Source organism: Chthonomonas sp., from assembly GCF_035294505.1.
In the GTDB taxonomy this organism is placed as follows: Bacteria; Armatimonadota; Chthonomonadetes; order Chthonomonadales; family Chthonomonadaceae; genus Chthonomonas.
The window spans coordinates 1-24,438 of record NZ_DATGKU010000197.1; the positions used below are offsets into that span (position 1 = coordinate 1).

The 24,438-nt window shown below is 56.5% G+C and carries 23 protein-coding genes; 9 read left to right on the forward strand and 14 right to left on the reverse strand.

The window, feature by feature from the left end; genetic code table 11:
- Positions 1–36: 36 nt before the first annotated feature.
- Both VKV18_RS12265 and leuB read right to left on the reverse strand, forming a co-directional pair.
- The gene (locus VKV18_RS12265; RefSeq protein ID WP_016482393.1) at positions 37–375 is read right to left on the reverse strand and encodes a P-II family nitrogen regulator; all 339 of its coding nucleotides are present in this window, start codon (positions 373–375) and stop codon (positions 37–39) included.
- Between the two features lie 12 nt (positions 376–387).
- Positions 388–1,485, reverse strand: a complete 1,098-nt coding sequence (gene leuB, locus VKV18_RS12270) for a 3-isopropylmalate dehydrogenase (RefSeq protein ID WP_324204490.1) — start codon at positions 1,483–1,485, stop codon at positions 388–390.
- Between the two features lie 118 nt (positions 1,486–1,603).
- Here leuB and VKV18_RS12275 point away from each other — a divergent pair, with 118 nt between their 5' ends.
- Positions 1,604–2,983, forward strand: a complete 1,380-nt coding sequence (locus VKV18_RS12275) for a DUF3472 domain-containing protein (RefSeq protein WP_324204491.1) — start codon at positions 1,604–1,606, stop codon at positions 2,981–2,983.
- Positions 2,984–3,086: 103 nt separating this feature from the next.
- Entirely contained in the window at positions 3,087–3,776 is a 690-nt protein-coding gene (gene queC, locus VKV18_RS12280) for a 7-cyano-7-deazaguanine synthase QueC (RefSeq protein WP_324204492.1), read from the forward strand.
- 75 nt (positions 3,777–3,851) lie between these two features.
- Here the strand turns inward: queC and VKV18_RS12285 are convergent, their stop codons facing one another.
- Together VKV18_RS12285 and VKV18_RS12290 are read right to left on the reverse strand one after the other, a co-directional pair.
- Entirely contained in the window at positions 3,852–4,598 is a 747-nt protein-coding gene (locus tag VKV18_RS12285) for a sigma-70 family RNA polymerase sigma factor (RefSeq protein WP_324204493.1), read from the reverse strand.
- The gene (locus VKV18_RS12290) at positions 4,595–4,990 is read right to left on the reverse strand and encodes a response regulator transcription factor (protein WP_324204494.1); all 396 of its coding nucleotides are present in this window, start codon (positions 4,988–4,990) and stop codon (positions 4,595–4,597) included. Before VKV18_RS12290 ends, VKV18_RS12285 begins: the two co-directional genes overlap by 4 nt.
- Before the next feature lie 242 nt (positions 4,991–5,232).
- On the opposite strand from VKV18_RS12290, the gene VKV18_RS12295 reads away from it, so the two are divergent.
- Positions 5,233–5,787, forward strand: coding sequence for a peroxiredoxin (locus VKV18_RS12295; protein ID WP_324204495.1), 555 nt, complete (start codon positions 5,233–5,235; stop codon positions 5,785–5,787).
- A 942-nt stretch (positions 5,788–6,729) separates the two neighbouring features.
- On the opposite strand, the gene VKV18_RS12300 is transcribed toward VKV18_RS12295, so the two are convergent.
- On the reverse strand, positions 6,730–8,253 hold the full coding sequence (locus VKV18_RS12300) for an aldehyde dehydrogenase family protein (RefSeq protein WP_324204496.1): 1,524 nt from the start codon (positions 8,251–8,253) through the stop codon (positions 6,730–6,732).
- Positions 8,254–8,265: 12 nt separating this feature from the next.
- Positions 8,266–9,588 carry a hypothetical protein gene (locus tag VKV18_RS12305; protein WP_324204497.1) on the reverse strand — a complete coding sequence of 441 codons (1,323 nt, stop codon included), beginning with the start codon at positions 9,586–9,588 and terminating at the stop codon, positions 8,266–8,268.
- Positions 9,589–9,722: 134 nt separating this feature from the next.
- On the opposite strand from VKV18_RS12305, the gene VKV18_RS12310 reads away from it, so the two are divergent.
- The 4 genes from VKV18_RS12310 (at position 9,723) to rpmA (ending at position 13,392) form a co-directional block, all read left to right on the forward strand.
- Entirely contained in the window at positions 9,723–11,606 is a 1,884-nt protein-coding gene (locus VKV18_RS12310) for a M1 family metallopeptidase (protein ID WP_324204498.1), read from the forward strand.
- Between the two features lie 196 nt (positions 11,607–11,802).
- On the forward strand, positions 11,803–12,627 hold the full coding sequence (locus VKV18_RS12315; protein WP_324204499.1) for a DUF1559 domain-containing protein: 825 nt from the start codon (positions 11,803–11,805) through the stop codon (positions 12,625–12,627).
- Positions 12,628–12,752: 125 nt separating this feature from the next.
- Complete coding sequence (gene rplU / locus VKV18_RS12320; protein WP_324204500.1) at positions 12,753–13,067, forward strand: 50S ribosomal protein L21; 315 nt, start codon at positions 12,753–12,755, stop codon at positions 13,065–13,067.
- A gap of 28 nt (positions 13,068–13,095) precedes the next feature.
- On the forward strand, positions 13,096–13,392 hold the full coding sequence (gene rpmA, locus VKV18_RS12325; protein WP_324204501.1) for a 50S ribosomal protein L27: 297 nt from the start codon (positions 13,096–13,098) through the stop codon (positions 13,390–13,392).
- Between the two features lie 72 nt (positions 13,393–13,464).
- Here the strand turns inward: rpmA and VKV18_RS12330 are convergent, their stop codons facing one another.
- Positions 13,465–13,926, reverse strand: coding sequence for a redoxin domain-containing protein (locus VKV18_RS12330; RefSeq protein WP_324204502.1), 462 nt, complete (start codon positions 13,924–13,926; stop codon positions 13,465–13,467).
- A 236-nt stretch (positions 13,927–14,162) separates the two neighbouring features.
- On the opposite strand from VKV18_RS12330, the gene aroF reads away from it, so the two are divergent.
- Together aroF and VKV18_RS12340 are read left to right on the forward strand one after the other, a co-directional pair.
- Positions 14,163–15,194, forward strand: coding sequence for a 3-deoxy-7-phosphoheptulonate synthase (gene aroF / locus VKV18_RS12335; RefSeq protein WP_324204503.1), 1,032 nt, complete (start codon positions 14,163–14,165; stop codon positions 15,192–15,194).
- Between the two features lie 126 nt (positions 15,195–15,320).
- Positions 15,321–16,208 carry a zinc ribbon domain-containing protein gene (locus tag VKV18_RS12340; protein WP_324204504.1) on the forward strand — a complete coding sequence of 296 codons (888 nt, stop codon included), beginning with the start codon at positions 15,321–15,323 and terminating at the stop codon, positions 16,206–16,208.
- Position 16,209: 1 nt separating this feature from the next.
- Here the strand turns inward: VKV18_RS12340 and VKV18_RS12345 are convergent, their stop codons facing one another.
- The 7 genes from VKV18_RS12345 to VKV18_RS12375 all read right to left on the reverse strand — a co-directional run bounded on the left by VKV18_RS12345 (position 16,210) and on the right by VKV18_RS12375 (position 24,438).
- Complete coding sequence (locus VKV18_RS12345; RefSeq protein ID WP_324204505.1) at positions 16,210–16,956, reverse strand: glucose 1-dehydrogenase; 747 nt, start codon at positions 16,954–16,956, stop codon at positions 16,210–16,212.
- Positions 16,957–16,963: 7 nt separating this feature from the next.
- Positions 16,964–17,983, reverse strand: a complete 1,020-nt coding sequence (locus VKV18_RS12350) for a DUF3592 domain-containing protein (protein ID WP_324204506.1) — start codon at positions 17,981–17,983, stop codon at positions 16,964–16,966.
- 90 nt (positions 17,984–18,073) lie between these two features.
- Positions 18,074–20,041 carry an ATP-dependent zinc metalloprotease FtsH gene (gene ftsH / locus VKV18_RS12355; protein ID WP_324204507.1) on the reverse strand — a complete coding sequence of 656 codons (1,968 nt, stop codon included), beginning with the start codon at positions 20,039–20,041 and terminating at the stop codon, positions 18,074–18,076.
- A gap of 68 nt (positions 20,042–20,109) precedes the next feature.
- Positions 20,110–21,594, reverse strand: coding sequence for a tRNA lysidine(34) synthetase TilS (gene tilS, locus VKV18_RS12360; RefSeq protein ID WP_324204508.1), 1,485 nt, complete (start codon positions 21,592–21,594; stop codon positions 20,110–20,112).
- Positions 21,591–22,418, reverse strand: coding sequence for an ATP-binding cassette domain-containing protein (locus VKV18_RS12365; RefSeq protein ID WP_324204509.1), 828 nt, complete (start codon positions 22,416–22,418; stop codon positions 21,591–21,593). The genes tilS and VKV18_RS12365 overlap by 4 nt, the downstream gene beginning before the upstream one ends.
- The gene (locus VKV18_RS12370; RefSeq protein WP_324204510.1) at positions 22,415–23,416 is read right to left on the reverse strand and encodes an ABC transporter ATP-binding protein; all 1,002 of its coding nucleotides are present in this window, start codon (positions 23,414–23,416) and stop codon (positions 22,415–22,417) included. The genes VKV18_RS12365 and VKV18_RS12370 overlap by 4 nt, the downstream gene beginning before the upstream one ends.
- A gap of 2 nt (positions 23,417–23,418) precedes the next feature.
- Complete coding sequence (locus tag VKV18_RS12375; RefSeq protein ID WP_324204511.1) at positions 23,419–24,438, reverse strand: ABC transporter permease; 1,020 nt, start codon at positions 24,436–24,438, stop codon at positions 23,419–23,421.

Genomic DNA, 24,438 nt, shown 5'->3' on the forward strand with positions numbered 1-24,438 from the left:
TCTTACTCGGCTTCGATGAGCTTGTGAAAGTATACCTCACAATGCGGCTTCCCCTCGCTCGCCTGTACGGATGCGAATGGCCTCCTCCACATGGGTCACAAAGATTTTGCCATCGCCTATCTCGCCGGTTTGGGCGGCGCGCAGCGCTGTTTCGATCACCTCTTCCACTCTATCGTCGGGCACCACCACCTCGATCTTCACCTTAGGTAAAAGGCTTACCACGTAGGTGTTGCCACGATACTTTTCTGTTCGCCCTCTTTGGCGTCCGTAGCCACGCACGTCGCTCACCGTCATGCCCACAATGCCGATGGAGGCCAACGCCTCCTTAACCTCCTCGATCTTCATAGGACGAATGACGCATTCCACTTTCTTCATGGCTCTCTTCCTTCAACTTTCGATGCGCTCGCGTACCGCTTGCCCCATCTCTTTGGTGCCGATGGTCGGCTGACCGGGGGCGGCGATATCGGCAGTACGTAGACCGTCTTGCAACGCCTTTTCCACGGCTCTTTCCAGCGCCTCGGCCGCCTTGGTTTCTCCCAGAGAATAGCGCAGCAGCATGGCCGCCGACAGCAGCGTGGCAAGCGGGTTTGCAATGTTTTGCCCGGCGATGGTGGGCGCCGAGCCGTGCACCGGCTCGTAGAGACCAAAGGTTCCTCCTTGAGTCTGCCGATCGCCGAGGCTGGCGGATGGCAGCATCCCTAGGCTGCCGGTAATCATGGCCGCTTCGTCGCTAAGAATGTCGCCGAACATGTTTTCGGTGACGATCACGTCGAACTGGCGCGGGTCTCTCACCAACTGCATGGCGCAGTTATCTACCAGCATGTGGGTTAACTCCACGTCGGGATACTGCGCTGCCATCTGTTCCGCCACCTCACGCCATAGGCGTGAGGTCTCCAGCACGTTCGCTTTGTCCACCGAGCAGAGCTTGCGTTTGCGCCCACGCGCCGTCTCAAAGCCCACACGCAAAATGCGTTCTATCTCGGGCCGAGTATAGACGCAGGTATCCACCGCCCTTGAACCGTCGGCATCGCGCCCCTTCGGTTGCCCAAAGTAGATGCCCCCGGTAAGCTCGCGCACCACCAGAATATCCAACCCGTCCTGAACCAGATCGGCCCTTAGAGAAGAGGCCGAGGCAAGCGCCGACGATAGCTTCGCCGGCCTCAGGTTTGCATAGAGACCCAACTCTTTACGCAAGGGCAGTAAAGCCCCCACCTCCGGCCGGAGAGAGGCGGGCTGAACCGTATCCCATTTGGGGCCTCCCACGGCGCCCAATAGCACGGCGTCGCTCTCTTTACAAAGCGCGAGGGTGTGCTCCGGCAGGGGGTGACCGTACCTATCGTAGGCAGCACCACCGATGAGGGCCTCCTCCATTTGCAACGTAAAGCCGAACCGCTCGGCAAGGTAAGTTAAAATTTCGGCTGCAACTCCAACAACCTCCGGCCCAATGCCGTCGCCTGGCAGCAGCGCCACCTTGTAAGATCGCATTTTCCCTCCCTTTATTGGCGAATAGGATGCCCTTCTATCTTACCGTAGAGAGGGCGACTTTCTCAAAGGTTTATCGCATTCTCCCCGCCACACGACTAAGACAAGGTACAATAGGGACATGCGTTTCCGACTAAAAACACGGCTTTTGGCATGGCTGGGCTTTATAGGGATGGCTTTTTGGACGGCCGCCTGCTCGGCTCAGACGGCCCCTCACCCGCTGTTGCTCCCGGCCGATACCGCCTACGGCGAGCCGGTCCCCCTCGCTCTTGAGTTCTCACCAAGCGGCTCCCTAATTCATTGGGCTGATCCCCGCTGCCAAATCGTCTGGTACGTCTATCTTGGTGGTGCGGGGCCGCTTCATTGTGAACTGCACTACACCCTGCCTGCCCAAGCCCGCTCTACGATAGAACTGGAGGTTCGGGGAGTCAATCCGGCCACAAAACCGTGGAAGCTACCGGCAATCACCCTGTCTGCCGGAGAGCAGGCCACGGCCTCCTTAGGCGACATCGCGGTTCCTCACGCAGGCTATTATCGCTTTGCGCTTATAGGCAAAAGCCGCTCCGGCGACGCCTATGGCGAGATTTCCGGCCTACAGCTCAGCGGCCCTCCTTTGGCCGGTGCCCATGCGAACCTAACCGCCCGCCGTAATGCCGCATCGGTTCATCTCTTTTACGTGCTGCCTTCCCACCGGCAAATATCGCGCGCTCCCAAGGCATTCGATTTATGGGATCGGATTGTCGCCTTCTATAATGAGGTAACCGTACGGCGAACGCCGCTTTGGTCTTATTACATGGCCTGCGGCTTCTCGCGCGGATATTTTGGTATTCAGGTGAACAGCCCCACCGAGCGCCGCATCATCTTCTCCGTTTGGGACAGCGGGCCGTCTACGAATGTTCGCTCTGAGGTGCCCTCCGCCAACCGCGTCCGTTTATTCGCCAAAGGCCCCCAGGTCTACGTGGGCGATTTTGGGAACGAGGGCACCGGCCTTCATAGCCATCTGGTCTATCCTTGGCGGGCAAACCAAACCTACCGTTTTCTCGTTGTAGCCCGTCCTCAAGCAACCTACACCCTCTATTCCGCCTACTTCTATTTTCCCGAAAAGCGGCAATGGCAGCTGATCGCGGCCTTTGAGGCACCCAATCAGAAGCCGGATCCGGCAAGCGGCTATCTCACCGGGTTATACTCTTTCGATGAGGATTTCGTAGGAGATAATGGCCAGCAACAGCGACTTGCCGAGTTTGGGAACGCCTGGATTTACGAGCAAGATGGGCGATGGCTGCCCCTCGAAAAGGCCGTTTTCTCTTGCGATGCGCAGGGGCAGAAGAATCGCCTTGACTACGCTGCCGGCGTGGTGCATAACCGTTTTTTCCTCTCAACCGGCGGCTGTGTTGCTAACGGCATTCACTATGGTGCCCTTTTACAGAGGAAGGAGGGCAAGACACCGCCTGCGGATGTGGTTGCCTTCGTCGAAAACCTATTAAAAGCGCCCGCGCCATAGGCTGTAACGAATCAATAGGGTAGAGACGTTCTCTACCACGCTGGGTTCCTGCTTTTTGGAGAGAACTTGGGTATCTTGTGGTGAACAAAAGGAGGCCGGCAAGATGAAAGCCATTGTCCTTGTTTCGGGAGGAATGGACTCGTGCGTCACCGCCGCCATCGCGCAGCAGGAGCACGATGCGGGGGAACTTCATTTTCTCCATGTGAACTACGGCCAGCGCACCGAGCAGAGGGAGCTTAAGGCCTTTCACGATATCGCCGACTTTTATAAGGTGCCTGCTGAACAGCGCCTTGTGTGTTCTATTGCCCATCTAAGTAAAATCGGCGGCAGCAGCCTTACCGACCCCTCTATTCCCGTCTCCGAAGCCGACTTAGCCAATCCCCACATTCCAACCTCTTATGTGCCTTTTCGCAACGCCCATTTTCTCAGCATCGCCGTTTCGTGGGCGGAGGTTTGCGGGGCGAAGCGCATCTATATCGGCGCAGTGTACGAGGATAGCAGTGGTTACCCGGACTGCCGGCCCGAGTACTATGCCGCCTTCAATGAACTCATACGGCTTGGCACCGCGTGTGGGGACATTCGCATCGAAACTCCGATCATCGGCCTCACAAAGGCCCAGATCGTACAGAGAGGGCTTGAACTAGGCGCTCCCTTTCACCTAACGTGGAGCTGTTATCGCAACGAAGAGCTTGCTTGTGGAACCTGCGACAGCTGCGCGCTGCGGCTGCGGGGTTTTGCGATGGCGGGCGTACCAGATCCCCTTCCCTATGTCGTTCGCCCGCACTATGCGTAGAGGTTTATAGGAACGTTGTTCCTAGTTTGTGGGGCGGGCTGAAAGCCCGCCCCACAACACTCTCTATTTTTTCCGCTACTTTGCAGCAGGGGAGGGCGTTGGCCTTGATGCTTGCGCACGGCTTAACCGCGAACGGCGCGTACGCGGCACGCTGCCCTCTTCAAGGAATCGGCGCATCATCACACGGGCACGATGGATGCGCGAACGCACCGTGCCGATGGCGCATCCCATGATCTCCGCTATCTCTTGATATGATTTCTCCTCCACATCGCACAGCAGGATGGCCGTGCGATAGTCCTCGGGGAGGGCGGCAAGCGCCTGCTGCAAGCGCTCCTCCATGATCGGGCCTACCACTAACTCTTCTGGGTTTGAGTTCGGTGCCGGAAATTCGTGAACCATCGTCTGCCCATCCTCATCCGACGTAACGGGCGCATCGAGGGAGTAGATCGGAACGCGCTTCTGGCGACGGCGCAAGTCAATGGCTCGGTTGGTAATGATGCGAAAGAGCCAACTCTCGAAAGAACGGCTTGAGTCGTAGTTGTCAAAGTTGTTCCATGCGCGCACATAAGCGTCCTGTGTTACATCCTCGGCATCGGCCGAATTTCCCGTTAACCGATAGGCCAGGTTGTAGGCGCGGCGATGGCTGCGCTGATAGAGACGCTCGAATTCACGTCGGGCACTTGGGCTTGTGGGTGCTGTTGTCATTGTCACTCCTTTTGCCTCCGCTTTCTCACCTGTTGGGTGTTCTATTGGCTTGTTCTGGCTCTCCGCCAGCTCCGCCCTCTCCAAAATAGGAGAGAGGACGCGATGGCCGCTGTTCATCTGACCACCTCCGATGAAGGCACGGGCAGCATAACCAGACGATGAACAGCCGCCTTAATGGCCTCACAGCCGCTACTCTTGGTAACGAAACCGTCGGCCCCGGCATCGAGGACAGCCTGTTGCTGCGCCTCGAAAGTTCCCATCACCAAAATGCGGGTCTGTAACCCGTGATTTCGCAAACATCGCGCCAGTTCCAACCCGTTCATGCGCGGTAGCATGTAATCCACCACCGCCAAATCGGGCTGGAACTGCTGTATCTTATGGAGGGCTTCAAAACCGTCTTGAGCCTCCCACATCACTTTAATCTCTTGACCGCTTGCTTCGACGGCATAGCGCAGACACTTGCGCACGACCGGGTCGGTATCTGCTAGTAAAATGGTCACTGGTGCCATGCCTGCCTAAAGGCTCCTACCGTCTTCGTCGCTGGTTGCTCGTTGCTTCATGTCTCTATTATCTGCTAACCTAACAATATTTGACATCGGTCAAACGCCCCTTTTTTCATTAGGGAAATCCCCATACGATTTTTAGGGATTTCCCGCAAATGAAAGTTGACAAAACCATCCATTACTAAGGTATGCTAACTGTAGCCCAATCTGCCACTACAAACAGAAAGATACCGGAGGAGAAACGTACTATGGCCAATGCAAAAGTAGGAAAACCCGCTCCCGATTTCACCATGCCCATCGCCAGAGCAACCGATACGCCCAAAACCGTGGGAACCAAAGTGAGCCTTAAAGACTATCGAGGCAAGTGGCTGATCCTCTTCTTCTACCCCCTCGACTTCACCTTTGTTTGCCCCACCGAGATCACCGCGCTCTCCGACCGCTACGACGAGTTCGCCGAGCTTGATGCCGATATTCTCGGTGTCTCCACCGACTCGGTCTACTCGCACCTCGCCTGGATGAACACCCCACGAGAACAACACGGCATCGGCAAGATCAACTTTCCACTCGCCTCCGACATCACCAAAGAGGTTTCACGAGACTACGGCGTGCTCGTGGAAGAGGAGGGGGTGGCACTGAGAGGGCTTTTTATCATTGACCCCGACGGCGTTCTGCAATATGCCGTTATCAACAACCTCAACATCGGGCGCAGCACGGATGAGACCCTTCGTGTGCTTCAAGCCCTGCAAACCGGTGGTCTCTGCCCCTCCGATTGGAAACCGGGCAAAGAGCTGCTGAACGTTTAACCTTCCTCCTTATGCTACAAAGCCGGCCGCCTCTCCAAAGCGAGGGGCGGCCATTATCGTTTTCGTCGCCTCCTTATTCCCCTCAAGGCCCCCACCCCCCCGCCCCTCCCCCTATTAGGGAGAGGGGAGACTAGCAAAAGGGGCACGGTCACCGTGCCCCTACAGGCGGTTTCCTTTGATTAGCTTCCCTTGGAAACTAACCATAACCACTCCCTTTCTTCAATAAGTGAGACACAACAAACGCCTCAGCGGCCAGAACCGTTTCCTTCAAAGCCTATCTCTCTGGCCGCTGCGTTGCTGTCTGCAAGACGAAAGGATGGGATAGGTGGCGAACAAGATAAGCTCACTTCGCTAACTGGCTCTAGAGCCGGGAAATTGGCAGTTTTTGCAGCCTCACCCCTCGCCCTCAGAACTGGTGGGAAGTGAAACTTAAGATTTCTCGCCTTCGGCTCGAAATGACAGGTGTTTATCTCGCTTTCGGATCGGTACAACGGTTGTATCATAGGTTCTTCAAGCCCCCACCCCCCGCCCCTCCCCCTATCAGGGAGAGGGGAGACCAGTAAGCTTACCTGCGGTTTCCTTTGATAATCTTTCCTTTGAAAAACTAGCCACACTAGCCCCCTTTCTCCCTAATAGGGGGAAAGGCCGGGATAGAGGGCGCGCAAACTAGACTTGTTCTGCTAACTGCCTCTAGAACCGTGAAGCCGGCAGTTCCTACAGCTTTACCCCTTCCCCAGCACTGGTGGGAAGTGAAACTTAAGATTTCTCGCCTTCGGCTCGAAATGACAGTCGTATCACCGGCTCTTCAAGCCCCTCCCCAACCCTCCCCCTACAGGGGAGGGAGGGCTAGCTTCCCCCCGCGTGCGGGGGGATGAGCGGGGGGCTTTGGCGTCGCCATTCTGCAGCCCCCACCCTTCCCCCTCAAGGCCGACGCCCTTCCCCTCATCTGCTAAGACTGTCGCCGTCTGATAAGACCGGCGTGTCAATTTGGGCGCGCACCAGCTCGCCGGCCTCGCTGTAGTTGATATACACCGACTTCCACTCCGTACAGTAGTCCATGGCCACCCAGCCGGCTTCGCGCGAGCCGTTTCCCGTCTGTTTTACACCACCGAATGGCAACTGAATCTCCGCCCCACTTGTGGGCAGATTCACGTAGACCAAACCGGCCTCTAGTTGCTCGATAGCTCGAAACGCCTTGCGCACATCGCCGGTATAGATCGAAAGCGATAACCCGTAGGCCGTGGCGTTGGCGACGGCAAGTGCCTCGGCGAGATCGCTAACCTCCATGATGGCGGTCACCGGCCCGAAAATCTCCTCTTGGGCGATGCGCATCTGTGGGGTCACCTTATTGAGAACGGTGGGGGCATAGTAGCACCCCTTCGCATAGGCCCCCTCCGTCAATACGGTTCCGCCCATAACCACCTCGGCCCCCTCCGCCTTTCCTATTTGCACATACTCATGGATGCGCTCTAGCTGGCGCCGGTTGATGACCGGCCCCACCTCTACGTTCGGATCGAGTCCAGAACCAACGCGCAACTGTGCAACCCGCTCCACAAAGGCCTGCAAAAAGCGCGGCTTGACGCTTTTCTGAACCAGGATGCGACTCGCCGCAGTACACCGCTGGCCAGAGGTGGCAAAGGCGCCCCACACGGCTCCCTTACACGCCAACTCCAGATCGGCATCCTCCAAAACGAGAATCGCGTTCTTGCCGCCTAGCTCGCAGCTTACCCGCTTCATCTGCTCGCCACAGCGCGAGGCGATCTGTTTTCCCACCGCTGTCGAGCCGGTAAACGAGATAACCCGTACCCCTCTGGCCTCCACCAGAGCCGTACCGGCCTCCGAACCGTAGCCCGTCACCAAATTGAGCACCCCATCCGGCAAGCCAGCTTCAACCAGCAACTCCACAAAGCGGCAGGCAAGCCCCGGGGTCTCTTCAGACGGCTTAAACACCACCGTGTTCCCCGCAAGAAGAGCCGGGAAAATCTTCCAAGAGGGAATGGCGATGGGAAAGTTCCAAGGGGTGATCACGCCCACCACGCCTACCGGTACCCGTCGCGCGGCGCAATAGATGTCGGTTCGCTCGCTCGGCACCACATAGCCGTCGGGCATACGCCCAAAGCCGGCCATATAGTAGGCCATATCAATGGCCTCCTGCACATCGCCTCGGGCCTCCTCCAATACCTTGCCCATCTCCAACACCATGAGGCGCGCTAACGCCTCCTTGTTCTGCTCCAACAGTCGCCCCATGCGCAATAACAAAGCGGCACGCTCCGGCTTTGGCACCCGGCACCATTGCGGATAGGCCTGTTCGGCGGCTTCCACGGCACGATGCACATCCTCCGCCCCCGAGCGGGCAAAGATGCCGATCATCTGCTCGGTGTCGGCAGGGTTGAGGGAGGGGAAGGTGGCGCCATTGCTTGCGGCACACCATTGCCCCCCAATATAGTTGGTTCTTCCGTCATACATAGTTGCCATCCCTCACTGTGCGAGCTTACGGGCATCCGTCTCGCGAATAATGGCGCTCACACCGGCCTGGTTGAACCCCTTATAGCCCTCCCAGCGCTGAAGTATCTCTAGATGGCTGCCCGCCGCCCCCTGCCTGCGGAAGCGCTCGGCCTGCTCTTCGGTAATCTGTCCCCTCTGCAGTAAACGTTTGCAGCGCTCCTCTCGCACCGGCCATATCTCCGGTTCGGTAAAGGCCTGTTTCAACATGGGGAGGTCGGTAAAGGGCTTCATCACCCCAAAGCCGTTTTCCAGCAGCAAAGCACGCACCTGCTCCCAATCGTATTCCGCTTCAAGGTGATGCATCCCCGCCTCGCCAATGCTGTCGCCGTGCAGTGCGCACCATAACCCAATCGTACCGAGGCTCTCGCGTGGCTCGAGCGGTTGCTCGGCAAAATCCACAAAAAGCTCTTCAGGCGAGAGATCAACATCCGAAAAAATAACCACACGGCTTTCGGGATGCTCTAGAACCTGCGCGCCCCAACCGGCCTCGGCCCCCGCGTAGAATCGTTCCCGAAACTGAAAACCGAACGTGCGCCACAGCTCCATCAGATCGGCGAAACTCTCCCTGGCCGAACGGTAGGTATGGTGGTCGTGATTGGCCCAACCCATCCCTAGCTCCTGCTGGCGCGCATACTGCCAACGCGCCGCCCGGTTGCGTGTCATGTAGTATTCACGCTCTGCAGCAAAAAACTCGTCGGTCGCGCGTCCCGCCCCCAACACATCCACCAGCTCTTCGGCCAACCGCTGAGCCTGCAAAAGCGCCTCGTCATCACGAGGCCGCTCCCGCAGACGCCGACGAGCCTCCTCTAAAGCCACACGCATCTCCTCCGTGAGCCGTCCCGGGCGAAATCCGCGATAGCCTTTACGCACCACCGCCGCCAATTCGCCCTGTGGCAACGCACCTACCGCCTCCTGATAAGCCGAGTCGTAATCCCCCTCTACGCGATCCGGCTCCCAACGGTTTTGTTGTAAGAAAGGCTCCAAAGCCTCTACGGCAATGGCCAAGCGCCATCGGGCGCCAACCCGAAAGCGAGGCAAACGCGCCTGTGGATGGTGCCACACAGGCTCCCCCTCCACATCGGTCTCTATCATGCCCACACGCTCTAACTCCTCCACACTGAGGATCGAGCGCGGCACCACCCAGTGGTCTATGAGGTTCGCCAAGCGAACTCCCGCGTAAGCATGGAAACGATGGGCCATCTCTTGCACCATCGGGTTCTCATGCAAAAAGCGCTCCAGAAGCCCTTCGCATAGCGAGGCAGCCTCCGGGCAACGAGGCCAACTCTCCAGTCTCATTCGCTTCCCCCTCTCTTCAATCGAACGACACGCAGTAGCGTGGGCATTGAATTAACCTCGGCATCGAAACTTTAGGCCCTCTCTGCAGTCTAAAAGGTACACTATGCACAGCATACCCTTTTAGATAGGATTTTATGCAACCGACTCGGCATCTCATCACTCGATACGGAGAGAGAACCCGCCGTGTGCGGCCTCTTGCTCCCCTCCTGATTCTTGCTCTCTGCCTTCAGCTCGCCCTTCAGGCTTGTGCCGGGCCTCCTCGGCCAAAATGGCCCTCGGCAGCTTGGATACAGGCTGTGCAAAACGCTGTTCAGAATCGCCGAATAGCTAGCCTACAGCCCTATACCGAGGGCCCGCCAGCCCAAATTCTTTCTTGGCTCAACCGCGGCCCTACAAAAACATGGAATGTTCAACTCCTGTCTCTACCAAACCGGCAGCCCATGCCGCTCTTTATTGTCTTCTCCTGTTGGCATACCTGCCAAAGCGACGGCGACCATGTGCATTCGCTGATCGAAACGCCTCAGGGTTGGAAGATCGGGCAGGAAGTGAAAGAGGACGATTCGGGCGGCTACCAGATTTGCGACCATCGGCTCACCGTTCGCTTGCAGCCCGAAACACACAGCGTGCTCTGTAGCGATGAAGCACGTGTGGAAGCTATCTCGCCTAAGCCACGCCCCTACTGCCTGTTTCGCCTCTCTCCCGACTACACGATCACTCGATTCTCCATCGAAGGTAGGCCCGTGCCCTTCCATCGGGCCGGAAGCGTCGTCGCGTTCATTCCCCCTCATTTCCCTCCATTCACTCTAGACATCGCCTATTCCGGAGCACCCGACCATCAAGACGGCGACTACGTGCTGCCCAACGAGGTCGTGATCGACTCCTATTGGTACCCTCAAATCGCCCGCCTGCCTGCTACCTCTACCATTCAGGTCACCGCCCCACCTACTTGGACGCCCATCTCCACGGGCGATCTGCAGTCTACCGTTCATCACCCCGACGGATCCATAACGCTCACCTTTTACAACCCCATTCCGGTCTGTTATTTTACGGTGGATATGGGGCGCTATTATGTCTACACGCGGACGGTGCAGGGCATTCGGCTGGCCATCTATCTGCTTGACGCCGATGCCCCCCTCGCGCAACGCGCATTGAACCTTTTGGAGCAGGCGCTTTCTTTCTATAGCGAGCGCTTTGCCCCGTTTCCGTACCACCAATATACGGTGGTTGAGACCGACGGTCCCTTCGATGGAGCCTTAGAGGCCTATTCGTTCGCCACGTTTGAGCACGGCACGATTCTCGATCTGCTGCCGCACGAGCTGGCACACACCTGGTGGGGTGGCCTTCAACCCTGCACCTATCTGCACTCCATGTGGGATGAGGCATTTGCCGACTACTCCGCCAACCTTTTCCAGCGAATCGGCCTTCCTAGAACGATTCCATCGCAAGATGACGATTCCCTCCACCCCTCGTGGGGAGATCGGTTCCAGATGGCTCCTGTGGCCTCCGTCTTCGACACCACCGACCCGGTGCAATGCGACATTGGCTACACAAAAGGGAGCCTGGTGTTGCGGATGCTTGAGGACGAGCTAGGGCTACCCAGCATGCTCGCCTGCCTTCGCGCGTTTTTGGCGGAGCGCACGGCCGGTAAACCGGCAGAGTGGAGTGATTTTCAGCGCGTAGTGAACCGTATAACAAGAAGGAACTATGCGAGGTTCTTCCAGGAATGGCTTTACCGAGCCGGCCTGCCGGCATTACAACTGAAGGAGGTACAGCTTTTACAAACCGCAGATGGCTATCAGATAACGGGTTACATTGTCCAAAAGGCTCCGATCTATCATCTCCATCTGCTTATTCAAGTGACAACATGGGATCATGATACATACAAAAAGGAAATAGAAATAGTCCAGAAAAGCACATTTTTCACCCTAAGAACGACATCTAAGCCACAACGAATTGTCCTTGATCCGGGAAATGCGCTCCCACTGGCCACAGCTCAGGGAACTTTTTGGCGCTTTTAAGAGACAGTAAATTTTTGGGAATTGGGAACATTTTGTCTGGTCAAACCTGTTAAATAGTTATGGTGTGCGAGAAGAGGCGCCAAATTCTCGTAGAACAATCAATAAAACCTGTTCCATACATTTAAGAAGCGTCTGTGTTGGGAGAGAGTAACGACCGCATAAAACGCTTCCAGTTGCTAGGAGGAGAAACAAACCTATGAAAAGAAAAACCGCTTTTACATTAATTGAGCTGCTAGTCGTTATCGCTATAATAGCGATACTGGCAGCCATTCTGTTCCCCGTGTTTGCACAGGCCCGCGAGAAGGCACGCCAAGCGAGCTGCACCTCCAACATCAAACAGCTCACCACCGCGATGCTGATGTACACTCAGGACTACGACGAGGACTTCCCGTTCTGGAGCTATGCCGATTCGGTGGCCTGTAATGGCCCTCTCGGCAATGTAGCCTGTCAACATTTCGAGTCGATTTGGTTCAACGCCATTTACCCCTACGACAAAAATGCCAATATCTACACCTGCCCCGATGCTTCTGACCACAGCACGATCACCCAAAACCAGCTTTGGGGTTGGACGAAGGCGACTGATCTGACCACCGTGGGGATCAATTCTGGCTTGGTTAACGCGCAGGTGAGCTACGGTATGAGCGAGCCTATCTCAACCGGAACTCTCTGTGGTGCACCCAACTCCAGCGGGTGTTCGCAAGCGGCCATTCAACAAGTAGCTCAGACGCTGCTTATCGGCGATTGTGTGATTGCGCTTACGGGTAACTTCGTTCCCGATCGCACCAACAACCCGCAGTCGGCCAATTACATCCTTTCACGGGTGGCCTATCCTAACTGTACCACCAATCCCTGCGGGGCCTACCTAAACGATAACGGCATCTACACGGCTCAGCCGCAATACGATAATCAGGCTCGCCATGCACAGGGCGATATCGTTGGCTTCGCCGACGGGCATGCCAAATGGCTACGCGATTCTCAAATCATTTGGGGGCTTATTGATGGTCTAGGGCCGGCCCAGTGATCGTCATCTGACTTGACAGTGTCGCCTTCTTTGGTGTACACTAACGGCTAGTTTGGGGCGGAGGCGCTCTGCTTCCGCCTCTTCTCATGCCCGATAACAAGCTCAATTTGGAGATTCGGATACCCATGTATGCCATTATAAAAACCGGTGGAAAACAGTATCGTGTAACGGAAGGCGATAGGCTTGTGGTGGAAAAACTTCCCGGCGAACCGCAAACCACCGTGGAGCTTTCGGAAGTGTTGCTCGTTCAAACCGATAATGCCCTAAAGGTGGGAACCCCCTTTGTGGAAGGAGCTACCGTCACCGTCACCATTCTCGAACAAACCAAGGGAAAGAAGATTAAGGGGCTTACCTACAAGCCAAAGAAGAACGAACGGCGCCGCTACGGCCACCGGCAACCACAGACCATTTTGAGGATAGATGCGATTCGCGCGGAATGAACCCGCATGATGAAGGAGACAGACGACCATGGCTCATAAAAAAGGTGTGGGAAGCTCGCGAAACGGCCGCGATAGCCATTCGAAGCGGCTGGGCGTGAAAGAGTTTGGAGGCGAGTTCGTACGCGCCGGCTACGTGCTCGTGCGCCAGCGCGGCACAAAGCTTCATCCAGGAAATAACGTTGGTATGGGCAGCGACTACACTCTTTTTGCGCTTACCGACGGCATCGTTAAGTTTGAAGGCGACAGAAAACGGCGTCGTGTAAGCGTGTATCCCGTTACCACCAACAATCCCGCTCAAGAGCCTGAACCAGCACCCAGCGCTTAAGCCTCGATGAGACGACAGCCTTGCTTAGAGAAAAAATGAGGGGGCTGTGGCTTTGCCACAGCCCCCGATGCATTAAACAGTCACCTCTTCCACACCTAATACGCGCTTGAGAATGGGTTCGATCATGCGTAAACCCGCATACCCCCCGGCCCGCCCCCGCATTACGCCCTCTGCGTCAAATACATAGTAGGCCGGCCAGAGCTGGTTCTCGAAACGGTCGCCGATAACGTGTAGATTGTCTATGGCACAAGGCTCCTTTATGCCCAAGGCCTCGATATCCGCACGTACCGCATCTAAGTCCGTGTCGGACTGCTCGCGAGGCATGTGCACGGCCACCACCTTCAAGCCCAAAGAGGCATACCGATCGCGCCATTCGGCCACCGTGGGCATGTTATCGTGGCAAATGGGGCAGCTTTTAGCAAAGAAATGCACGAGAACAGGACTTCCTAGCAACTGCTCTCGCGTCACCTCTCCATTGATCCATTCGGTGGCACCGGTGAGTTCGGGCAACGGGGTGCCCATACGTAATGGCATACAGCTCCTCCTTAGCAAACGGTAACATCTGCAGGCTTATTATACCTAACAGGGGAATTCATTTGAATAATTGGCAAAATTCGCTATTTATTGCACTATCTGCTCTTAGCACAAAATTTTTTATAAAGCGCCTCCCGACTAACAAGGGGGCGTTTGCGCTAAAATATATGGATAGAAGACATTGTGCCTAAAACCCGTTCGTCTAATCTCGATGGCAAGTAGGAGATGCCTGAAATATGATGGTTTTGATGAGCGTTGACGCTACACAACAACAGATAGATGACGTTATTCAATTGATTAAACAACACAATTTGAAGCCTCTTCACCTGCCCGGTGATGAACATGTAGCCATTGGCATCGCGAGCGCTATTCCTCCAGAACTCCGAGAGCCGCTTACCCTAGCCCTCCAGGCGCTTCCGGGAGTGGATCATGTGGTTCAGATCAGCCGCCCTTACAAACTGGCCTCCCGCGAGTTCTGGCGCACCGACACCGTTGTCCAGATCGGAGAGGTTAAAATTGGAGGAAATGCGCCCTGTGTGATCATGGCCGGCCCCTGCTCGGTTGAGAGTAGGGAGCAGATATTCACCACAGCCCAGGCGGTGAAAGCGGCCGGTGCCAAGATTTTGCGAGGCGGCGCCTATAAACCGCGCACCTCACCCTACTCTTTCCAAGGTCTTGGTCTCGAAGGGCTGAAACTGCTTAAGGAGGTAAGCGACCAACTAGGCATCCTCACCGTTTCCGAAGTGATGTCGCCTGAAGATGTGGAGAAGGTGGCCGAGCATGTGGATATTCTGCAGATCGGCGCGCGCAACATGCAAAACTACGCCCTGCTGGTTGCCGTTGGACGTTCCGGGCGCCCCACCCTACTGAAGCGCGGCATCGCTGCCACCATTGATGAGTTTCTTCTTGCGGCCGAGTATCTGCTGCATCATGGCACAAAAGATGTGATCCTTTGCGAACGCGGCATTCACCCCCTCGACAGAACCTATACGCGCTATACCCTCGACCTCAATGCCGTGCCCGTTATCAAACATCTGTCGCACCTTCCGGTCATCGTAGACCCCTCACATGGGACGGGGGCCGCCCGCTATGTGCCGGCCATGGCTCGGGCGGCCATCGCCGCCGGCGCCGATGGCCTGCTGATCGAAGTACACCCCGATCCGAAAGCTGCCCTCTCGGATGGGGCCCAGTCCCTCACCCCCGAACAGTTTAGCGCCCTCATGAAGGAGTTGGAGCGCGTGGCCATGGCGGTAGGTCGCTGCTTGTAAACGTATGTGCTACAATAAGCTGTTTCTATAATGTTTGTAGACGCCTTTGGGAAAAGCCAAAAATAGGAATAGGGAGCTTTACATTCCTCAAAAATCGTATAGGGAGAGTAAGGAGGCTTAATTGTTATGAAGTGTCCACGCTGCTCGGCGGAAATTCCCGCAAACTCGCGCTTCTGTTTGCGCTGCGGCACGCCCGTACAACCCTCAAGCCCCTCGTACGCCCCACCGAATGCGGCTTTTCAACAAGCTGTAGCGAGGCGCAACGGAAACTCGTCGGCCAAATGGGCTGTTTTTGGTCTTATAGGTCTTGCGCTCATAGGGGTTTTGGCATGGGGCTTTAGCTCGCGCCTGCTGCAACATCCGGCTCATGCTCCACAACCGGCTCCTCTTGTGCAGGCACCCGCGGCCGCCACGACGGCACCGCTGGTGCAAGCGCCGGCCGTCGCAACGCCCAGTCGCATGGTTCAGGCTCCAGCACAGCCCGCGCCGCAAGTGAATGTTGGGCCGATCTCGAACTACCTCGCTTTTCTGCGTAAAGTAGAGCTGATGAAGCAAGACCTCATCGGGAAAGAGATGGGAGCTGCTCTAGGAACCTATGGCAACCTCACGCCCGACGAGATCAAGGCCGCATCGAGCAGCGCCGAAGCGCAGCAGTTCTTGCCACATATAAGTCAAGATAGCGCACGCCTCAAAACGGAGTGGGATCAGCTTATCCAGTACTTCCTCAGTGTGCAGCCGCCGCCTGAATGCGTCACGCTTCAGCAAAAATACTACGAGCATTTAGCCAAGATCGAGGCCGAATTCGTCAAAGTCAACGATTCGCTTGCCGACGCACAGTCCAATCCTCAAGAGGCCTTAAACACGCTTTCTCAGATGCTCGGAACGGCCTCCGCCGATGCGGATGCCTCCGCAGTAGCGGCCGATCAGGCGCTTGCCGATGTGTGCAATCGTTATGGGTTAACCAAAGACTTCTCGATCACCACCGGCTCCAACGCCTCAAGCCTGTTGCACTAATCTAGCGAAAACCGCCGCTAACCGGAATCACCGCGCCCGTAATCCATCGGGCCTCGTGAGAGGCCAAAAAGAGCACGGCATCGGCGATGTCCTCCGGCGTGCCTAACCGACGTAGAGGTGTTTGGGCGATGATGTGGGCACGGTCGTTCGCATCTAAACGCTGTTGCAGCATGTCTGTCTCGGTAAAGCCGGGCGCAATGGCGTTTACGCGCACCCCACGCGGTCCTAGCTCCACGGCAAATGTGCGGGTAAGCACCTCCAAAGCCGCCTTGCTCGCACTGTAAACCCCCAGCCCGGGCGGTGTGGCCGCAGCCGCCCCAGAGGAGATGTTGATGATGCTGCAGCCCTCTTCCCCAAAAAGCTTGGCGGCCTCCCGCATGGCTGCCAAAGGCCCCAGCACGTTTACCGCAAACAGCCGCTCGGCGTGATGGCGATCGGTCTCTAACAAAGGGCGGATTTCCAAAATGGCCGCGTTATTCACCAACACATCTAGCCGCTTGTGCCAACTAAACGCCGTCCGCACCAAGTGCACCACCTGCTCGCACTGCCCCATATCCGCCTGAAACGCCACTGCAGCGCCACCGGCTTCGGCGATCTGCTGTACAACACGCTCGGCGGCTTCCTTGTTGCGCTCATAGCCTATAACGACATAGGCGCCCTCACCGGCAAAGCGGCGCGCAATGGCCGCACCAATGCCGCGAGAGCCGCCCGTCACAAGAACCGTTTTCCCCTCGAAGCGTCTGCCCATGAACACCTCACGAACTGTGGATAGAGGAGGGATTCTGCGCCGACGAAGACCGCTTGCCGGAAGGCTCCGTTGTCACAAGGTTGAGGTTTAGAATGGGGCGACTATCCCATGGATAGCGCCGATCGTAAATGATGTAGATAGGAAAATCCACCAGCAGTGGCTCGATAGAGCTGTCCGCTCGTTGTGGCGGCTTTACGAGGGCCGTGCCCTCATACTCCTTGTCGGCACGATAGCGATAGGTAACCTTATAGACTACTTTGCCCCAACGCCGGTAGCGACGGCTATGTGTAATAATCCCCTCCTTAGGCACTCCATAGCTCGCCAAATACTGCTCTCTACGCACCTTTTGCCACCACAGCAGTGCGGGAACACTCAAATAGACCAGCCCCAAAAGCTCGAACAGCCAATAGGAGAGAATAGCGGTGAAAGCGGCGCTCTGCCCAAATTTGCCCACACGGCTATACGAAGGCAGCGACGGGAGATAGGTTACGAGCAGGCGCGTTCCCAAGCGAAAACGCATGTAGGTATCGGGGCGAACGGCGATTTGCCCCGTGTAGGCCACATTGCCAACCCGATAGGCGTAAAGTAATCTACCGTTGCTTGCCTTCCAAGCAGAGCCTGGCTCGTTATTGATGATCTGCGCTTGAACGAGTTTGCCGTGTTGATGTAACTGCCAAAGTAGCCAAGTCTGCTCAGCACAAAACCAGGCCGTGCTCAAAAAATAGAGAACGGGCAAGGCGACTAAAGCGGCCACTACAGCACGCGCATAAAGGCGAGGGTGAACATGAGGTAGGGTATAAGTTCGCGATGAGGCGGCAGCCGGTTTAAACCAAAGGCCCGATAGCCACAGAGCCAGTGGTTCGTTCTTTAAAAGGAAGCCAAGCCCCAAAAAGTTCAAAAACGCGCCCACCATGCGTGTGGTAAGGTCAGAAGGGATGAAAAATAGCAAGCCTAAACCGGCCAAGAGGAATGCGGAGCCGGCCAAAAGCAAGGCAGCCCGCTGCCATCGCACCACTGTTGCTGTCATTCCTTTTTATCCTTTCTATGGCCGAATGAATATCTCAAAGGAAATAGCCTGCCGGCAGACGCCGGGCAGGCTGGCGCTTTCCGTTATACGCTACGCCGGTTCTGGGCGCAGGCGCGGTTGAATGATGGGTGGCTCTGTTTCCTGGGGGGTTGTCTGCGTGCCAACGGCGGGCGGTGCCGTTGGGGTGTTGTCTATGCCCTTGCGAATGTCATCGGGCGTAGCCCGCCCCTCTAGCAGCGCAAGAAACTCCTCACGGGTCAGCGTCTCCTTCTCAATCAGCACTTCGGCGATGAGATCCATCTTCTCGCGATACTCTGTGAGGATCGCGCGTGCGCGTTCGTAGCCCTGGTCTATGAACGCCCGAACCTCCTCATCAATGATTCGGGCCACCTCCTCGCTATAGTCTCTATCTTCCATGAGATCGCGTCCGAGGAAGGGGCTGCCCATTCTACGCCCTAGTCGCACCATGCCAAGCCGTTCGCTCATGCCGTACTCGCATACCATGGCGCGTGCAAGGTCGGTCGCTCTGTCGAGGTCCGAGGTCGCCCCGGTGGTAACGTCGCCAAACACCAACTCTTCGGCCACACGGCCACCGAGGGTAGCGGCGATGTCGTCCATCATCTCCTGCTTTGTGCGGAGGAACTGCATATCCTCTTTGGGGATGTACCATGTGGCGCCGCCGGACATACCGCGCGGCACAATGGTAATTTTATACACCTGGTCGGCGTTGGGCAGTTTGGCCGCGACGATGGCATGCCCTAGCTCATGATAGGCCACAATGCGCAGCTCTTTTTCGGTGTGTCGGCGCGATTTGCGCTCTGGCCCCATCACCACGCGTTCGCTCGCCTCATCGAACTCGCGCATGCTAATGCGGGTTTTATCGCGCCTGGCGGCCAGAATGGCCGCTTCATTTACCACGTTCGCAATATCGGCTCCGGTGAACCCCGGCGTTCGCTTCGCCAGCGTGTCCACATTCACATCGTCATCTATAGGCTTGCCGCGCAGGTGCACCGAGAAGATTGCCTTACGGCCGGCGAAATCGGGCGCATCCACCACCACCCTTCGGTCGAAACGACCGGGGCGTAGGAGGGCAGGGTCTAACACATCGGGGCGGTTCGTGGCGGCGATCACAATAACTCCGGCGTTCGGATCGAAACCGTCCATTTCCACCAACAACTGATTGAGAGTCTGTTCACGCTCATCATGGCCACCCCCAACGCCGGTACCGCGCTGACGGCCTACGGCATCAATCTCGTCAATAAAGATGAGGGAGGGCCGATGGGCCTTGGCCGTATCGAACAGATCGCGGACACGGCTCGCGCCCACTCCCACAAACATCTCCACAAAGTCAGAGCCGGAGATATGAAAGAAAGGCACACCTGCCTCTCCGGCCACGGCGCGCGCCAACATGGTTTTTCCACAGCCCGGAGGGCCAAGCAGCAACACGCCTTTTGGAATCTTCGCTCCCAAAGCCTGAAACTTCTTGGCGTTCTTTAGAAAATCCACTATCTCGGCCAGCTCTTGTTTGGCCTCTTCCACTCCGGCAACATCCTCAAAGGTTACCTTCGGCACCGAATCGGTTACACGCTTCACGCGGGCTCTACCAAACTGCAAAGCCTGATTGCCGCTGCTTTGGGCCTGGCGCACAAAGAAGAGGTAGAAAAACAGAATGAACACAAAGGGTATGACCAGCCACTCTAGGATATTAGAGAAAATATCCCCTAGCACCGGATGTTTGAAGTCAAAATTCACACCCTGTTTGCTCATCAGCTGGATCAGGTCGGCCTGGGCTTGGTCGGAAGGAGGCAGTACCAGCTCCTGCTCCTGGTCTTGTCCGGGCATGGCGCCGTGTAATACCACATCTATGGTATCCTTTGTCAGCGTAACGCGCTCGATCTGGGCCGGGTTGGTTTGAAGGAGCCGGTAGAAGTTAGAGTAGGTCATCGTACGACCGGCACTTCCCAGTCCGCCCATAAAGGAAGAGCGTAACAGGATGGCTAGAAGCGCCACAACCACACCGACTATAAATATGTTGCGTAACCAGGCAAAACCCTTCAACTTCGTCTCCTCATCTGTTCGTCCACGCGTTTGCGTTCCAAAGCACACGCAACTTACCGTGTCCTTGTTTATCTATACGCATTTGGTGCCTCGAAACGCAGTGCTAGACGATAGTTTTTTACCGAAATATCCATTTTTGCGAGGTTCGGCCCCACCTCCACCACATCGGCAGCATATGCAAGGCTGGGAACCGCCAACAGGCGCCCCCCCGCATCTACCACCACCGGCCACTCTGTGCGTAGCTCCCGGGGGACATGCGCATCCACAAAGATGTCCTGCAGCTTGCGATGTTTGAGCCGATTCCCAATCTTTACTTCTATACGATCTCCTGGCCGTCGGGAGCGCACACGAAGCGGAAACATAAGTGCATCGGGGTTTAACAGCACTCCCCAATCGCGTTCTCTATTTAGAATACCTTCTAAATCTCTCTCTTCTTCCAAGAAAACGGCCTCCACTCTCCAGCCATTCCGCGCGATCTCCGTTGTCCCCGGAACGTTCAGTTCCTGCTGCCAGGGAACCGCCGCAGATTGAGGACGCATCTCCTCGATGCAAAGCTTGCCTGCCTTTATCCTCAAGCGCACACTCTTCCCCATAAAAGTCGGCAGCTGTTCAGAGAGACCTTCTTTTCCCTCAAGGAATGATTCGATGGTAGCGAAATCCACATCCTGCAGACTGCCCCGCACCTCGCAAATCGCCTCTCTCAAAACCCGTCGTTGCAGACCTATCGGAAGCTCTTTTAAACGCTCGGCCGAAAGCAGAAGGGTCTTTGGCTTGGGAGTTTCCGCCAGCTCCCCCAGTTTTTCCTTCGCCAAGCTCTCCAAAACCGCGTTATCGGCAGCAAGCAACTCTGCCATACGCGCCAATGCGTCCTCTACATGGTCACTGTAATACGCCCTTAAAAGCGGCAGCAGTTCCAGCCGAATTCGATTGCGCAGAATCTCCGTGCTCCTGTTGGAGCTATCGCAACGCGGCGCGATTCCCAAGGCCGCACAGAAGGCCTCTGTCTCCTCCCGCCTCGTAAAGTAGAGGGGCCGAATGATAGGCCCTTGCACGGCGGCAAAGCCCGTCAGCCCCTCCATGCCGGTACCGCGTAAAAGATGGATGAGCACGGTTTCAATGCGATCATTCCAGGTATGACCAACCGCGATGCGATTTGCCCCCTCTTCCTCTGCGACCCTCTGTAGAAAGGCATAACGCATCTCGCGCGCCGCCTGCTCCAGCGAGAGATTCAGACGCCTTTGCCGTGCCGCCACATCGGCTCTGTCATAACGCAACTCCACGCCGAAGGCTTGGCAGTGCGCGATGATCCAGCTTAAATCCTCGTCGGCCTCTGTGCCACGCAGCCCGTGGTGTAGGTGGGCTGCTACAAGCCGAATATCCCACTCCGCTTGTAACATCCGCAGTGCATGAAGCAGTGCCGTTGAGTCGGGCCCACCCGAAAAGCCGACGACGATCTTATCCCCGCGCTGCACCATAGAATAGCGCGTGATGGCCTTACGCACCTTGTTTAGTAGGTCTTCCACAACGGCAGTTTTTGCGTCGTCGGTGGTCATTTTGCCAGAACTTTATCGAGGCTCGGAATGGCTTCTAACAGGTTGCGCGTGTAGGGATGCTGTGGGTCGCTGAAGACCTGCTCCACAGCACCTCGCTCCACAATTCTGCCCCGTTCCATTACGATGACCTCTTCGGCTAGGTAGCTGACCACATCGAGATTGTGCGAAATAAATAGATAGGTAAGATTGCGCTCCCTCTGCAACCGGCACAACAGGTTAAGCACCTGGCTCTGCACTGAAACATCCAACGCGCTCGTAGGCTCATCTAGCACTAAGAACTTCGGCTCAACCGAAAGCGCGCGAGCGATGGCGATGCGCTGTCGCTGCCCCCCGGAAAACTCATGCGGGTAACGGTCTAAGGCGTCCGGCGACATAGAGACCTGTCTTAGCAGCTCGGCCGCCCTCTCCTCACGCTCCCGCGCATTGGCACCAATGCGATGGATTACCATTCCTTCGGTGAGGATTTCACGAATGTTCATACGCGCATTGAGAGAGGAGTAGGGGTCTTGAAACACCACCTGAATCTCCCTACGCAAGGCCCTTCTCTCCTTCGCAGAGCGTGCCGAGTAGGGCAGACCGTTGTACAGTATCTGCCCTGCCGTGGGTTTGATCAAATCCAACAACATAAGCCCTACGGTGGTTTTGCCTGAGCCGCTCTCTCCCACGAGGGCCAACGTGCTACCTCGGCGTATTTCAAAACTCACATGGTCTACTACCCGTCGCCACTGCTTGCGCCACAAGCGCCCACGGACCGGGTAGTCTTTGCAAAGCCCCTGGGCCACAACCAGAAAATCTCCTGCAGAGAGGGTCGGACTTGAGGTCATGAGCGCACCTCTCCCACGGAAGTAGGAGCTATTTCCGGGTCGTACAGATGGCAGCGCACGGTATGGCGATTCGCAACCGTGAGAGGCCTTGGCGCCAGTTCCAAACACGGCTGCCAGCAGAAACTACAGCGCGGGGCAAAGCGGCAGCCAGGCGGCCAAGCCGTAGGCGAGGGCACCACGCCCTCTAAAGAGTTCAACTCCTTACCTCTACGCATTTGTGACGGTAAACAGGCAAAAAGCCCTTGTGTGTAGGGATGGCGTGGGTGTTGAAACAGCTCCTTGACCGGCGCCTCCTCCACGATCTGGCCGGCATACATCACGGCCACACGCTGCGCAAGTCGCGCCACCACACGTAGGTCATGGGTTATCAACAGCACCGCCATGCCCGTCTCTCGCTGCAGATCGGCCAGGAGATCAAGTATCTGCGCCTGAACGGTTACATCTAAGGCGGTGGTAGGCTCGTCGGCGAGAAGGAGTTTGGGTTCGTTGGCGAGCGCCATGGCGATCATCACCCGCTGTCGCATTCCCCCCGAAAGCTCGTGCGGATACTGCCGCATCGCACGCTCCGGCTCCGGCAACCCCACCCGCCCCAGTAACTCGATGGCCTGCGCTCGCAGGTTGCCGCGTTTTCCATGAACTGCCATCGCCTCAATAAGCTGATCGCCCACGGTGAAGACGCCGTTAAGAGAGGTCATCGGCTCTTGAAAGATCATCGCGATCTCTTTTCCGCGAATCTCACGCATCTGTTCCCACGTTCTGTCGAGAAGGTCTTCCCCTTGAAAGAGAACGCGCCCACTCTCGATATAGCCCGCAGGCTCGGGCACCAACTGCAGAATAGAGAGCGCCGTCATAGACTTTCCACAGCCCGACTCTCCCACTAAAGCCAGTATCTCCCCTTCATCAATGGTGAAGCTCACACCATCCACGGCTCGCGAAAGCCCCTGAGGGGTTCTGAAATAGGTTCGCAGATTCTCGACCACTAACAGAGGGTTGTTCACGCTTAAGAGCTCCTTAAACGGGGGTCAATGGCGTCGCGCAAGGCATCCCCCAAAATGTTGAAGGCCAAAACCAAAATGAAGAGCGCTCCGGAGGCCGAGGCGAGGTTCCACCAGATCACCGGCGTGCGAGTCAGCTCGATGCGAGCGGCATCTATCATGTTGCCCCAACTTCCTACATCGGGTCCAACACCCACACCCAGATAGGCCAGCAACGGCTCGTACAGCACGAAGCCGCTAAACCCCAGCACAATGCTGATGATCACCACCGGCAGCAGATTGGGCAGAATGTGCTTCATGAGAATACGGGCATTCGAGGCCCCTAAAGCCCGCGCGGCCAGCACAAACTCTCTATCCCGATATTTGAGAGTCTCGCCGCGTACCAAACGGCACAGCCCTATCCAGCTGGTGAAGGCCAACGCGATGCAGATGTTCACAATACCCCGCCCTAATACCAGCACCAGCGCGATAATCAGCAGAATGTCGGGCACGGAGCCGACCACGGTGTAGATATACTGGATAATATCATCTACGACCTTACCGAAATACCCCGCCAACATCCCCAAAATAACGGCTAGGGGCAGCACGAGGAGGGAGGAAAGCCCTCCAATAAGCAGAGCCGTGCGACAGCCTTTGAGCGTCTCGTAAAGCACATCGTTGCCTGTGCCGTCTGTCCCTAACAGATGAAAACCTCGCAGACGATGCGGGTGTACCTCACCCATCGTATACTTCGCAAACGGCGCCGAGTAGGTTCGTTCCACACGAACATGGGCCGCCTCAAAAAGGCGATCGAGCACCGTCTTCGGTTCGGCATTCACACTGCTCTTCCAAGAGATGCTGTCGAGAAAAGCGACAAGCCCATAGAGAGCAATAACGCATACGGCCACAATAGCTGCACGGTTGCGTCGCAGTCGTCGAAAAGCTTCCCGCCACAACGGCTGGCGACTTGCCAAGCGAATGGCGACAACGAGCCCACCCACAACCAAGAAAGGAACGAGATTATCCCATGACAGCCAGTCGTACAT

Excerpts from the sequence above, each read along its gene's own strand:
- VKV18_RS12265 (WP_016482393.1), bottom strand. The coding sequence starts at position 375 with ATGAAGAAAGTGGAATGCGTCATTCGTCCTATGAAGATCGAGGAGGTT.
- leuB (WP_324204490.1), bottom strand. The coding sequence starts at position 1,485 with ATGCGATCTTACAAGGTGGCGCTGCTGCCAGGCGACGGCATTGGGCCG.
- VKV18_RS12275 (WP_324204491.1), top strand. The coding sequence starts at position 1,604 with ATGCGTTTCCGACTAAAAACACGGCTTTTGGCATGGCTGGGCTTTATA.
- queC (WP_324204492.1), top strand. The coding sequence starts at position 3,087 with ATGAAAGCCATTGTCCTTGTTTCGGGAGGAATGGACTCGTGCGTCACC.
- VKV18_RS12285 (WP_324204493.1), bottom strand. The coding sequence starts at position 4,598 with ATGAACAGCGGCCATCGCGTCCTCTCTCCTATTTTGGAGAGGGCGGAG.
- VKV18_RS12290 (WP_324204494.1), bottom strand. The coding sequence starts at position 4,990 with ATGGCACCAGTGACCATTTTACTAGCAGATACCGACCCGGTCGTGCGC.
- VKV18_RS12295 (WP_324204495.1), top strand. The coding sequence starts at position 5,233 with ATGGCCAATGCAAAAGTAGGAAAACCCGCTCCCGATTTCACCATGCCC.
- VKV18_RS12300 (WP_324204496.1), bottom strand. The coding sequence starts at position 8,253 with ATGTATGACGGAAGAACCAACTATATTGGGGGGCAATGGTGTGCCGCA.
- VKV18_RS12305 (WP_324204497.1), bottom strand. The coding sequence starts at position 9,588 with ATGAGACTGGAGAGTTGGCCTCGTTGCCCGGAGGCTGCCTCGCTATGC.
- VKV18_RS12310 (WP_324204498.1), top strand. The coding sequence starts at position 9,723 with ATGCAACCGACTCGGCATCTCATCACTCGATACGGAGAGAGAACCCGC.
- VKV18_RS12315 (WP_324204499.1), top strand. The coding sequence starts at position 11,803 with ATGAAAAGAAAAACCGCTTTTACATTAATTGAGCTGCTAGTCGTTATC.
- rplU (WP_324204500.1), top strand. The coding sequence starts at position 12,753 with ATGTATGCCATTATAAAAACCGGTGGAAAACAGTATCGTGTAACGGAA.
- rpmA (WP_324204501.1), top strand. The coding sequence starts at position 13,096 with ATGGCTCATAAAAAAGGTGTGGGAAGCTCGCGAAACGGCCGCGATAGC.
- VKV18_RS12330 (WP_324204502.1), bottom strand. The coding sequence starts at position 13,926 with ATGCCATTACGTATGGGCACCCCGTTGCCCGAACTCACCGGTGCCACC.
- aroF (WP_324204503.1), top strand. The coding sequence starts at position 14,163 with ATGATGGTTTTGATGAGCGTTGACGCTACACAACAACAGATAGATGAC.
- VKV18_RS12340 (WP_324204504.1), top strand. The coding sequence starts at position 15,321 with ATGAAGTGTCCACGCTGCTCGGCGGAAATTCCCGCAAACTCGCGCTTC.
- VKV18_RS12345 (WP_324204505.1), bottom strand. The coding sequence starts at position 16,956 with ATGGGCAGACGCTTCGAGGGGAAAACGGTTCTTGTGACGGGCGGCTCT.
- VKV18_RS12350 (WP_324204506.1), bottom strand. The coding sequence starts at position 17,983 with ATGACAGCAACAGTGGTGCGATGGCAGCGGGCTGCCTTGCTTTTGGCC.
- tilS (WP_324204508.1), bottom strand. The coding sequence starts at position 21,594 with ATGACCACCGACGACGCAAAAACTGCCGTTGTGGAAGACCTACTAAAC.
- VKV18_RS12365 (WP_324204509.1), bottom strand. The coding sequence starts at position 22,418 with ATGACCTCAAGTCCGACCCTCTCTGCAGGAGATTTTCTGGTTGTGGCC.
- VKV18_RS12375 (WP_324204511.1), bottom strand. The coding sequence starts at position 24,438 with ATGTACGACTGGCTGTCATGGGATAATCTCGTTCCTTTCTTGGTTGTG.